Annotated in this window: 8 protein-coding genes; 7 read left to right on the top strand and 1 reads right to left on the bottom strand. The window is 50.5% G+C overall.

Annotation, left to right across the window (positions count from 1 at the left end):
* The first annotated feature begins 206 nt into the window (after positions 1–206).
* Together ACYVIY_RS26865 and ACYVIY_RS26860 are read left to right on the top strand one after the other, a co-directional pair.
* A complete protein-coding gene (locus tag ACYVIY_RS26865; protein WP_460979679.1) occupies positions 207–488 on the top strand; it encodes an integrase core domain-containing protein in 282 nt (93 codons plus the stop codon).
* Positions 489–790: 302 nt separating this feature from the next.
* On the top strand, positions 791–2,311 hold the full coding sequence (locus tag ACYVIY_RS26860) for an arabinose isomerase (protein WP_460979678.1): 1,521 nt from the start codon (positions 791–793) through the stop codon (positions 2,309–2,311).
* A 54-nt stretch (positions 2,312–2,365) separates the two neighbouring features.
* Here the strand turns inward: ACYVIY_RS26860 and ACYVIY_RS26855 are convergent, their stop codons facing one another.
* Entirely contained in the window at positions 2,366–3,280 is a 915-nt protein-coding gene (locus ACYVIY_RS26855; protein WP_460979676.1) for a helix-turn-helix domain-containing protein, read from the bottom strand.
* 272 nt (positions 3,281–3,552) lie between these two features.
* On the opposite strand from ACYVIY_RS26855, the gene ACYVIY_RS26850 reads away from it, so the two are divergent.
* The 5 genes from ACYVIY_RS26850 to ACYVIY_RS26830 all read left to right on the top strand — a co-directional run bounded on the left by ACYVIY_RS26850 (position 3,553) and on the right by ACYVIY_RS26830 (position 12,824).
* Positions 3,553–6,729 (top strand): SusC/RagA family TonB-linked outer membrane protein, encoded by a 3,177-nt coding sequence (locus ACYVIY_RS26850; protein ID WP_460979675.1) that lies wholly within the window; start codon positions 3,553–3,555, stop codon positions 6,727–6,729.
* A gap of 5 nt (positions 6,730–6,734) precedes the next feature.
* Positions 6,735–8,228 carry a RagB/SusD family nutrient uptake outer membrane protein gene (locus ACYVIY_RS26845; protein WP_460979674.1) on the top strand — a complete coding sequence of 498 codons (1,494 nt, stop codon included), beginning with the start codon at positions 6,735–6,737 and terminating at the stop codon, positions 8,226–8,228.
* A 114-nt stretch (positions 8,229–8,342) separates the two neighbouring features.
* Positions 8,343–9,977, top strand: a complete 1,635-nt coding sequence (locus ACYVIY_RS26840; RefSeq protein ID WP_460979673.1) for a family 43 glycosylhydrolase — start codon at positions 8,343–8,345, stop codon at positions 9,975–9,977.
* 259 nt (positions 9,978–10,236) lie between these two features.
* The gene (locus ACYVIY_RS26835; protein ID WP_460979672.1) at positions 10,237–11,577 is read left to right on the top strand and encodes an IS701 family transposase; all 1,341 of its coding nucleotides are present in this window, start codon (positions 10,237–10,239) and stop codon (positions 11,575–11,577) included.
* A gap of 341 nt (positions 11,578–11,918) precedes the next feature.
* Positions 11,919–12,824, top strand: a complete 906-nt coding sequence (locus tag ACYVIY_RS26830) for an NmrA family NAD(P)-binding protein (protein ID WP_460979671.1) — start codon at positions 11,919–11,921, stop codon at positions 12,822–12,824.
* Positions 12,825–12,833: the final 9 nt, after the last annotated feature.

Below are 12,833 nucleotides of genomic sequence, written 5' to 3'. Positions count from 1 at the left end.
CGAATGGCTTCCTGAACGATAGAATAGCGGTCTTCGGGGGTGAAACTTCGCCTAATTTTACTCATGATTTCTGAATGTAGTAGGACTAAACTGTTTTACAATTTTGTCCAGCCATTCAGGGGGCTAAGACACACTCAGACCGGGGTGTTCAATATTGCTCGTGGACCTATGTGCAGCGTTTGCGCCAAGCCAATGCTACTATTAGTATGACTGAGTCAGGCGATCCTAATGAGAACGCAATGGCCGAGCGAGTGCTCCGATCCTTGAAAGATGACTGTAAATTAGCCCGTGGCTTTACTTCATTTTCAGCGGCCGAGGAAGCAGTATCTAGAGCAATCAATGCCTATAATACAGTCCGCCCCCATGCATCGTTAAACTATTTGACGCCCCATCAGATGCATCAACGTAAGCGAAAGCCTAAACTTCGCTGGTATCCGTACAAGAAAGTCAGGTACGGAAATGTACAATACGAGGGTTTACTGAGGTGATTTTAATATCTGTCCAACTTAATCAGTAGCATACGAAAAGTAAGCATCCAGTTGACAACTCACAGGCGGCTTGCCTAAAGAAATAATTTTGCGCGCGATAAGCCTACCTAAACGCCTAAACCCATAAGAACCTGCTAAGCGAACAAAACGTACCAATTTGGGTTGATTTATCCATTTACAGGTGTTCGTTACGCTGGATTACTCCCCCAATCAGCTCGGTATCAAAACAGCTAAAGAATAGACCAAAACGTCTATTGGACTACCGAGTAATAACCTCTTTTTTTGCTTAAGATTACCCAGCAATGTTTCTTATCAATAGTAATCAGGCATTGCCCTACTCAATGACTACACCCCAGACAATACCCTTTCCATTTTATACGAATGGTACCCAACCCATTACGCCCGCCCTGAAAGTGGGCTTGTTCGGCATTGGCTTAGACACCTACTGGCCTCAGTTCGAGGGTCTGGAAAACCGATTACTGGGCTATTTGGAGCAGGTGGCCCAGAACTTACAGCGTCCTTACGCGCAGATCGTCAACATCGGCCTGGTCGACACGCCCGATAAAGCCATCCAGGCTGGCCACTACTTCCGGCAGGCCGACGTGGATATCTTATTTATCTACGTAACTACCTACGCGCTTTCGGCGACGGTGCTGCCCGTAGTGCAACGCGCTAACGTGCCAGTCATTCTGCTTAACCTGGCACCCGAAGCGGCTATCGACTACGGCGAGTTTAACCAACTGGGCGACCGTACGCGCATGACGGGCGAGTGGCTAGCGTATTGCTCGGCCTGCCCCGTGCCGGAAATTGCCAACGTATTTCGGCGGGCGGGCATCCCTGTCCACCAGATCACCGGCTTGTTACAGAAGGACTCTGCATGCTGGCGCGAGGTCGACGAATGGATCGAGGCTGCGCACGTGGTGCAGGTGATGGCCCACAATCGATTAGGGCTGATGGGCAATTATTACAGCGGGATGCTGGATATCTATTCGGATCCCACCCTACAGACCATCACCTTTGGGGGCCAGATGGTTGTTCTTGAGGTGGATGAATTGTCAGCCCTAAAAGAGTCCGTTCCGCAAAAAGCTATCCGGGAACGCGTTGAAATGTTTTTTGATCTATTTGACGTGCAGGCCGACTGCGCCCCGGCGGAGCTTGACCGAGCCGCCCGCACCTCGGTGGCGCTCGATCAATTAGTCGCTAAATACCAATTGGGATCGCTGGCGTACTACCATAAGGGCACGGGTAACCCCACCAATGCCGATACCATGAGTTCAATCATTCTGGGCACCTCGTTGCTGACTGGGCGAGGGATTCCAGTGGCGGGGGAGTATGAGATTAAAAACGCGCAGGCCATGAAAATCATGGATACGTTCGGGGCGGGTGGCTCCTTCACCGAATACTACGCCTTAGATTTTACCGATGACGTCGTGCTGATGGGGCACGACGGACCGGGACACGTCCGCATCGCCCAGGGAAAGACAAAAGTGCGTCCATTGCAGGTTTACCACGGTAAAGTCGGAGCAGGGTTATCGGTCGAAATGTCGGTCAGGAACGGTCCCGTTACGTTGTTGTCAGTGGTGGAGGATGGACGGGGGAAACTGCGGCTATTAGTCGCTGAGGGCGAGTCCGTGGCAGGACCCATTCTGGAAATTGGCAATACAAACAGCCGCTACCGCTTTCCAATGGGTGCCCCTCAGTTTGTCAACGACTGGAATAGCCACGGGCCAGCGCACCACTGCGCTGTGGGCGTAGGCCATGTTGCGTCGAAACTAAAAAAGTTGGGCCAACTTCTCAAGATTGACGTTGTCCAGGTCGGTTGATAACTAAGACAAGTACATCAACGATGAGTACCTGAAGCCTAAGCCTAGACTGACTCACGATTTATCAAGGCTTACTATCATTTGTTTAGCCCGGAATTCCGTCGGGGATAGGGCCGTCTTTTTGCGGAAGATCCTCGAAAAATAGAAGAGCGACTCGAAGCCCGTCTGGTAAGCAATTTCGGATACAGACAGGCTTGTTTCTCCCAGCATCTGAATGGCCTTATCTATTTTCAAATTCAGGTGATACTGCCCTGGTGCAACGCCCATGACTTCTTTGAAGGCTTTTCTGAGCCATACGTAGCTGACATTATTTTCTTCGGCCAACTTTTCAAAATCAATGGGTTGCGCCCAGATCCCCTGAATTTTGTACCGGACCTGATGCACAATCTGCTCCCGGCGATTGCGGCTAGTATCGCTCATTAAGGCCGAGGTGTACACCAATCCCAATAGTTGAATGATCTGACAGGTGGCAATCTGCTGGTAGGCAGTTCCTTCGTATTTAAGCGTGTCGATCAACCGGGTAAATACGTTGAGCAACTCCGACCGGAAGCCAATGGACATCAGCGATTGCTCAGGATTGAAACACTCCTGCCTCATCAGATACTCGGCGTAATGGCCCCGGAAACCCACCCAAAACTCCTCCCAACCCGTTTCGTAGGACGGCTTAAACCGGTGCCAGACGCCGGGATAGAGCAAAAAAGCGGTACCGCCCCCCACTAAGGTAGGCGGAATGGCCTGCGACTCGAAGACACCCTGCCCATTGGCGATGTAAACCAGCTGAAACTCGTTGAGCGTCCGCCCCTCGTTCCAGTCGAAGCAGTATTGATTGGGGTGGTTATAATCTGGATACGCTTTCTTAGCCGGGTGCAGATTATGCCCAATTGTCAGGATGTCGACGCCCCAACTAGGTGTTTGCGTCGACAGCTGGTGCACCTGCTGTTCGTTGAAATACTTTCGGTATAATTCCATATCAAAATAGCCAAACAATAAGCCAAAATGTCCATTGAAACGACTATTGGCAAAGTTTTATTTTTGTAGCAAATTATGCAATATACTTCAATATTGATGTCTTAAAAAGTAAAATAGGCTAAACTGACTATATCTGATTAGCTAAAGCTAAGTGGGCCTACTTGTTCTTTTTGATAGTTTTAATTTGCCTTTTTAGCCTCAATTCAGGTACTTTTTCAATACAGGAATACTATGCGTTTTAAGACCATTTTGCTAAATAACTCGTACCGATCATGAAGAAAATTTATCTGTTAACGCTGCTTAGTCTAACAACGGTTACGGTCAGCACGCTGGCGAAGCCCTCGCCTACAGACACGCGTAGTAGTACTGCTCCGGCTACCCGGCCACTACTGGTCAGGTCCGCTCCCCGGCCGGAGAAAGACACTCGTTCGTTGGCAATCGATATAGTAGTGTCGGGAAAGGTAGTTGATGAAAAAGGAGCCGAATTGCCCGGCGTAAGCGTGGCCCTAAAGGGTTCCACCCAAGGCACTACTACCGATAATACGGGCAGTTTCCGTATCACCGTACCTAACCCGTCGGCGGTGCTCGTATTGAGTTTCGTTGGCTACGTCAGCCAGGAGATTATAGTGGGCACTCAGACTGCCCTGACCGTTGCCCTGTTGCCGGACAATCAGACCCTGAACGAAGTGGTTGTGGTAGGCTACGGCTCGCAGCGTCGACAGGATATTACCTCAGCCGTGTCGGTCATTAGCATGCGTGACCTGGGGGAGCAGCCAGCCAACAACCCCAACCAAATTCTTCAGGGTAGAGCACCGGGCGTTGCCGTTAAGCAGACCAGTGGCACGCCCGGTGGGGAGTTCCAAGTGCGGGTCAGGGGAATTGGCTCACTAGGGGCCGGCAGTGATCCCGTCTACGTAATTGACGGATTTGTCGTAGGCACGTCAGTGGGACAGAACTTAAATCCCAACGATATTGAAAGCGTCTCGGTTTTAAAAGATGCCGCTTCTACGGCTATATATGGGGCCCGGGGGTCTAACGGCGTGGTGCTCATTACCACCAAGCAGGCAAAAGACGGAAAAGTAAACGTCAATTTAGCCCTTGACTACGGCATTCAGACCGTACCCAGGTCAAGACGAACGGCGATGATGAACGGAGTCGAATTCGCCCAGTTCAAGAAAGATGTTTTCATGGATCAGATCCGCATCCTTCAGAAGCGCGAACCGTTGGAGAGCGAAGTGCCCATCGGCTACCGGTTTCCCGAACAGACCAAGTATTCGACCAACTGGTTTGATTTGATCATGCGCGATAACGCGCCGTATTCTGATATGAACCTGACCATTTCTTCTGGAGCGGGGCCCATTAAAGCCCTGGTATCAGCGGGCTATTACCAAGAAAATGGGGTTGTCAAGAATACGAATTATGATCGATTTTCTCTACGGACCAACCTGGGTGGGCAGGTGAATAAATGGATCAACTTTGGGTTAAACATTAACGGCTCCTATACTCGTCAGAACCTGGCTAACACCGTTGGGCGGGGGGGCGTTGTGGGTAGCGCTTTAGTGATGGATCCCCGGGCAACGCCTTATAATGCCGATGGCTCGCTGGTTCCGTACATCAATGGGGTAGATGGCGTTTTTGGTTTTCCTAACCCCCTCTACGTTCTGGAGAATGTGCAGCGACGACGGAACATCGCCGATCTACTGACCAATGGGTTCATTGAACTTTCGTTTTTAAAGTATTTTAAGTTTAAAACATCCGCCAATATCAGGCTAAACAATAATACGTTCAAAGAATACGTCCCCTCCACGATCGGTTTGGGTGTGGCCTCGGGTTCATCGGGGGCACCACCCCGGAATGCTACGGAAACTGACCAAACGGAGGAGTTGACCAATTATTCACTCGATCAGTTACTTACGTTTAAACCACAGCTGCCGGTTAACCATAACCTTGATGCATTGGTGGGGTACACAGCGCAGCAGGAACGGGTACGTGGCTTCACAGGCACGGGCAATACGTTTCCCGATGATTTAGTCCCATTTCTGGGATCGGCGTCGATCCGGTCGGCTAACTCTTATGAATTCGGATGGTCGCTCCTGGCTTTCCTGGGCCGGGTTAATTATGCCTACAAAGATAAGTACTTGCTTTCAGCGACATTCCGGCGGGAAGGCAGCTCGCGTTTCGGGGCCAATAGCAAGTACGGCAACTTCCCGGCAGCCTCTATCGGCTGGCGGCTCACCGAAGAACCCTTCATGCCGAAAACAGCGTGGCTGTCCGACCTCAAACTTCGGGCAAGCTGGGGGGTAACGGGCAATAATGCCATCGGCAATTACCCAAGTCTGGCCTTCGTGGGGGCTAACAATTATATCCTGGGCAATGCGTTTGTTGCCGGCAAAAACGTTAGCTCGTTTGCCAATCAGGATCTGAAATGGGAAAAATCGAATCAGGTCGATATTGGCATGGATCTGGCCCTATTTAACAGCAAGCTGATTTTCAACGTCGAATACTACAAAAAGATCACCAACGATATGCTGTTGCCGGTGTCGATACCCTCGGTTTCTGGCTTCACCACCAGTTTAGCGAACATTGGTAAAGTAGAAAATCATGGTTTTGAGGTAGGGGCTGAGTACCGCACGAACCTTGGTTCGTTCAATTTCCGGACCAACGCCAACATCAGTTTCAACCGAAACAAGATTCTGGCCATCAAGGGAGCTAACGATGCGCTGTACTACGGCGAATTCTACAGCGGCTACAATGTTCAGAAAGTGGGACGCCCAGTTGGTATGATCTATGGGTACCAAAAAATAGGCATCTTCAATACCCAGGCCGAAATTGATGCCGCTCCCAAACAAGATGGGGCCATTCCCGGCGCGATGAAGTTTGCCGATACGAACGGCGACGGGATCATCTCCTACGATACAAAGGACATGGTCGAAATCGGTAACCCCAATCCGGCCTTTACCTGGGCCTGGACTCTGGCGGGTGATTATAAGAAATTCGACTTTAATATCTTGTTCCTGGGTGCCCAGAACTTTGATATCTACCGCAACATTGAGTCGTCGACCATGAATATGGATGGCGTCTTCAACGTGCAGACGAAGGCAAAGGATCGGTGGCGTTCCCCCGAGAATCCGGGTCCCAATCCAGCCGATGTGCATTCGCAGGGGGGGACCAGTTACTTTAAATGGTCACGGGAAAGCAGCAACCGCTACGTCTACGATGCCAGCTATGTTTGGCTTAAAACCATCACCATTGGCTATAATTTACCCAAGTTCAAATCCATTTTAAGTAGTGCCCGGATTTTTGTTACCGGCAACAATCTATTCCTCTTCACAAAATATCCGGGTAGTAACCCCGACGTAAGTACCCGCAGCACGACCGAGCCGAATATTGATGATGAGGCCTATCCCGTTCCCAGGACAATCGCCACTGGCATCAAGCTAAACTTTTAATCGCCATGAATAAGAAACATTTTTTTATAGCCCTGTTTCTGAGCCTGAGTCAATTCTCGTGTAAGGAAGATTTTCTGATCACAACGGATCCAACCCGGATTGGAACCGAGGTGTTTTATAAAAACGAAGCGCAGTTCCGCCAGGCCCTTAACGGCGTGTACGGTCAGTTACAGACGATCACGAATTCGGCTTACGTCTTTGAGGAATTGCCTTCTGATAATACAACGGTCGATCTCAACCCGCTGGATCGGGGGGATGCAGTACGTTGGGAAGCCTTTGAATTCTCGACCGTCAATGCCGGTAATACGGACATTTCTGGTCTTTGGAATGGGTATTACTCCGCCTTATATAATACCAATTACACGCTGGAGAAACTAACCACCAGTGGGCTCGAGACGACCGCAAAAGCGCCAATCGAAGGGCAATTGAAGTTCCTGCGCGCCTACTTCTATTTTCATCTGGTTCAGTATTTTGGCGACGTTGTCCTCGTTACCTCGACGTTAGCCAATCCTGACCAGGCCTTTGACCTGGTACGCTCACCGCAGGCTGAGGTCTGGGCACAGATTGAAAAAGACCTCAAAGAAGCTATTACGGGCTTACCGGCCACCTATCCAGCGGCTCAGTTGGGCAGTGCTACCAAGGGGGCTGCTTTGGCTCTATTGGGTAAAGTGTACCTGACCCAGAAAAAATACAGTGAGGCCGTATCAACCTTGAAGCTGGTGACGGGGTATGCGCTGAACCCAGTTTACGCGGATAACTTCAACCCGGCCAAAAAGAACGGGCCCGAATCCATCTTTGAGGTTCAGTACCAGGGAGGCAACGATCTGGGTGAATGGAGCAGTTTTGCGTACACGTTTGCCCCCCGGGCGTCAGCGGCCGCGGTAACTGGCTTTGCCAACACTCCGCCCGCCGGGCGAAACATACCGACCAACGACCTGATTGCCGCGTATGAACCCGGTGATTTACGGAAGGATGCCTCCCTAAAGACGAGTTACAGCCTAAACGGTACGGTCGTCAATATTCCCTATATTATTAAGTACACGCATCCGCATACCATTAGCGGACGAACGGACGACAACTGGCCAGTGCTTCGGTACGCCGACGTACTACTGATGCTGGCTGAAGCCCTGAACGAGCAGTCCGGCCCTACGCCGGAAGCGTACGGCTACCTAAATCAGGTGCGGACACGGGCGGGTTTGAAGGATATGTCCGGTCTTGACAAAGCTACGTTTAAGATGGCGGTACTGAAGGAACGGCGCGTCGAGTTAGCCTTTGAAAACCAGCGCTGGTTTGATTTGAAGCGAACTATGACCCCGGCAGAACTGGCCGCGTTCATGAATGCTTACGGGGCTAAAGAGAAGGCGAATCCGACCGTTTCCAGAGGAGGTATTTCCTTTACCGCCCAAGATTACGTCTATAGCGATTATGAATATTACTTACCCGTGCCTGCTCCGGAAATTCTGCTGAACAGTAAACTCACTCAGAACCCTGGTTATTAGCCGGGAGATAACCGGTTCGGTTTGCTGAATAAGTAGGATCTGTTCCTGATAACACGGCGCTTAGCCAACTCGCCAGTGCATTCTATATATGAACATTGTATAACTAAACCACGTATGGTAACGAGTATTCCAGTACGTCCAGTGGGCGTGGTGCTCCTGCTGATAAGCTTGTTTTGCTCGGTCAGTCAGGTAGCTGTTGCGCAGCTAACCTATCCCAAAGCCGCAAAAACTCGGAAAGCCGCGAAGGGGCCGGTAACCCCCTCCGTTCGGTTACGAAATTTCACGGCAGACGGCAAACAACTAACCCGGTTCGATGCCGTTGGCGATGCCATCGACGCCCACGATGGAGAAATTGCCTACTTTCGGGGTACCTACTACCTGTACGGCACCAGCTACGACTGCGGCTTTGCCTGGCAGAATAAGAAAGCTCCTTTCTGTGGTTTTAAAGTATATTCCTCCCCGGATCTGGTCAACTGGACGGATCAGGGGTATCTGTTCGATGCCAAAACACCCGTGTGGCAAACCCGTTGTAACGGGAACACCTACGGTTGCTTTCGCCCGCACGTGATCTTCAATCAAAAGACCAACCAGTATGTGCTCTGGATCAACGTGTATGATAACCGGGTAGGTTTTCGGGTATTTACCAGTTCCTCCCCAACCGGTCCCTTTAAAGAGGTCGCCGAACCCACGCTCGCGGTTAATCGCGATGCGCCCGTGGCCGGATTGAACAACGGGGATCACGATACCTTCGTCGATGAAGATGGTACGGCTTATCTGGCCTACACGGACTGGCGGGCCAAAGGGGCAATCGTGATCGAACAATTGACGGCGGATTACTTGTCGGGGACCGACCGGTACGTAAAATCCGTGACGCCGGAGCAAACGGAAGCGCCGGGGCTCTTTAAGCGCCGGGGAATTTATTATATTACGTATTCCGATCCGAACTGCGGGTATTGTTCGGGCACCGGTACCTCGTACCGCACGGCCTCGTCCCCCTTGGGACCTTGGTCGGAAGGAAGAAAAATTAGTGATAAATCGTGTGGCGGGCAACCTTCCTTTGTTTCTACCATCCAGCTTGCTAACGATTCCCTGTTTCTCTACGGGAGTGATTTGTGGAACAACGCGGCTCGCAACGAGGCTCTGGCCAACTATTTCTGGGCACCCCTGACCTTTTCTGCCGACGGCTCAATTCAGCCTATCGCCTGCGATCAGACGCCCGCCCTGTCGATCCGGGTTGGCCAGCCCGAGAAGTGGATGGCCAATCGGCCAACGAATCGCTCAGTTTCGGACCCGTCGGCATTGGACTACACCATCGACTGCGATATTACCAACAATCACACGCAAAGCCAGCCGTTCATGGCTTCCCAAACGGGGTTACTATCCGCCGTTTCGTTAACGGCCTATAAGAAGGACAATCCCAACGCGGCTCTTGAGATAGCCATTTTCTCCGAAAAAGATGCATCGGACCCAACGGCGCGCCCCCTGTACAGCACATCCCTGTCGGCAGATTCCATTAGCTGGGCTGCCCGGAATCGATTTATCCGGCCTAACCTGCGCGTTTCGGCGGGACAGCGCTACGTGCTACGGGTGAGTTCGGCGGCTTCGGTCGGCTGCTACGGTTTAGCCTATGCAATCGGGGAAAGGTCAATCAACCTTGAAACGCCGGGTCATGGTAAGGGCGACGTATCCAAAGCGAACGAGGCAAAGCGGACTTTGAAATTTCAAACGGTTATTCAGGCAACGAAGTGAGCCATCCATCCTTCAAACGGTGTAAGCTTCCCTTGACAGTAGGGCAGTGAAACGTAGCGATCCGACACAGCGGAGGATGCTAACTAACTTTTCATAAAGGCGGTTGCGCGCAGGGCAGAAAAAGTGATATGCCCTGTAAATGCGAATTCAAGTGTATACTACGGATGGTAGTTGACAGTTATTAGCTTGACTTTAGCTTTTAAGAAGAAACCCGCTGGGGCTTTGGTATGTAGATTTGGGTCGCCAAACTTAAGTCTATATGCCTCAACTACCCAGCGAGTTTCTGACAGTAATACTACCCTATACCAACCTGTTTTGCAAACGAGTTTTCGCCCATGTTCAACTCCTGCTAATGGGAGCGATGCTAACGCCTGGCAAGCGAACCATTAGTTCAGTGCTGCGTATCGTTGGCTTAAGCCAAGAAAAAGCCTTTCACAAATACCATCGCGTATTAAGTCATGCCCGATGGTCAGCTTTGGCAGCCAGCCGTTTATTGTTAGAACAACTGCTAGCCGTTTTCATTGGCCAGCAGCCACTCGTAGTTGGCATTGATGAGACATTGGAACGACGGTGGGGTGCGCAGATTAAAGCGCGGGGCATTTATCGCGACGCGGTTCGAAGCAGTGACAGCCATTTTGTTAAATGTAGCGGTCTACGCTGGATGTGTGTGATGATTTTGACAAAAGTCAGTTGGGCTAACCGAGTTTGGGCGCTCCCTTTTCTGACCGCCTTGGCTCCATCCGAACGCTATTACGCGGCTAAAGCCCGGTCTCACAAAACCTTAACCGATTGGGCACGCCAGTTGCTGTTGCAACTGAAACGATGGTTACCCCAACGCCAACTAATTGCGGTTGGAGATAGCAGCTATGCCGTTATTGACTTACTTAATGCCTTGCAAGGCCGAGTAAGTTTGATTAGCCGACTGCGTTTGGACGCGGCTCTATATGAACCCGCACCTGTTCGGTCAGTCGGGCAAGTAGGCCGTAAGCGACTCAAAGGAAAACGATTAGCAACGCTGGCTCAGTTGGCTGGGGTTGGGGCTTTAAGCTGGCAATGGCTAGAGGTGATCGACTGGTATGGCAGCCAACCCCAGCGGGTCGAATACGCGACGGGTACAGCCGTGTGGTATCATTCCGGCAAACCGCCGGTATCCATTCGATGGGTCGTGGTACGTCTGGAGGGTAAGTTAACCGGCTTGGTCAGCAACGATAGTAGCCTAACGGCCCAACAAATCATTGCTTATTTTGTCCGGCGTTGGTCGATAGAGACAACTTTTGCTTTAGTGCGGGCTCATCTGGGTGTGGAGACGCAACGTCAGTGGAGTGAATTGGCTATTGCTCGCACAACACCCATTTTGATAGGCATATTCTCAATAGTTACTCTGATGGCTCACTCTCTCCAGAGGCAAGGGCAGTTAAGTAGCCAGGTCAGCAGTTGGTATACTAAAGAGTCGTTGACGTTCAGTGATGGGCTAGCCAGTGTAAGGCGCTATTTATGGCGAGAAATGCATTTTTGCACATCTAGTTCCGAGATAGTACATGTAAAAATGAGTCAACAACAGTACCAGCTTTGGCAGAACGCTTTGATGTGGGCAGCATAAGGCTAAAGTCAAGCTTAAGAGTAGCTAACGAAAAACGCTATTTACATTTAGGAAAAGAACATCCAAAGATTGTCGAACGAATAGTCGCTTTTCATACCGCTTCCTAGTTAGGCCTAAAAAATCAATCACTGAGCCCGATCAAGAAACGAATACAGCATACTAATTACCCATGATGGTATCAAGTAGTTGCGTCGGAATTACCCATTGCAGCCAGACGATTATCGCCATCGGTAAAACACCTCATCGACCTACAACCGTACTTTGACTACAACATTCTGCCTTTTGGCTAAAACGGTTTTGCCCAGGCTGCGGACTTTTGCATCAACAAAAGAGCAAACCAAATGAACATTGTATTAACAGGCTCGCTAGGTAATATTGGCAAACCACTCACCCGCGATTTAGTGCAGAAAGGGCACAGCCTTACCGTCATCAGCAGCAATAATAACCGACATAAAGAAATTGAAGCGATGGGCGCAAAGGCCGCCATCGGGACCATGCAGGATACTGATTTCCTGGCCCAAACCTTTACCGGGGCCGATATTGTTTACCTTATGGAAACCATGGAAGCCGTTGGGGATAGCTTTGATAAGTCCGTTGATTTTATTGGCCAGATCACCCAGATCGGTCAACAGTATAAGGAGGCCATTGAGCGCTCAGGCGTTAAGAAAGTGGTGCACCTAAGCAGCATTGGCGCGGATATGGATCAGGGGAATGGCATTCTGCTATTCCATCATAACGTCGAACAGATCCTGCGACAGCTACCGGGGTATATAGCCATCAAATTCATTCGTCCCGTAGGCTTTTACCTCAATATGTTCTCGTTTATACCCACCATTAAACGTCATGGAGCCATTATTTCCAACTACGGGGGGGATACCAAAGAGCCATGGGTATCGCCCAAAGACATTGCCGATGTGATTAGCGAAGAGATGGATCAGCCGTTTGAAGGTCGTACGGTACGGTACGTGGCCAGCGATGAAGTATCGCCTAATGAAATCGCTACCATGCTGGGGAAAGTCATTGGAAAGCCAGATCTCCAATGGAGAGTCATTTCCGACGAGCAATTGCTGACAAACTGGCTGAGTATCGGCTTTAATGAACAGGTTGCCAAAGGCTTTGTCGAGCTACAGGCCAGTCAGGGGAATGGCAAGTTGTACGAAGACTACTACCGAAACCAACCGACGCTAGGGGCCGTTAAATTGGCCGACTTTGCGAAAGAGTTTGCTCTAGCATACCACAACGATTAAGCCATTTTC

The sequence above is a fragment of the Spirosoma knui genome (genome assembly GCF_054780635.1).
Note: the sequence above shows the minus strand (reverse complement) of the source record. Positions and strands in the feature narration are given on the sequence as shown.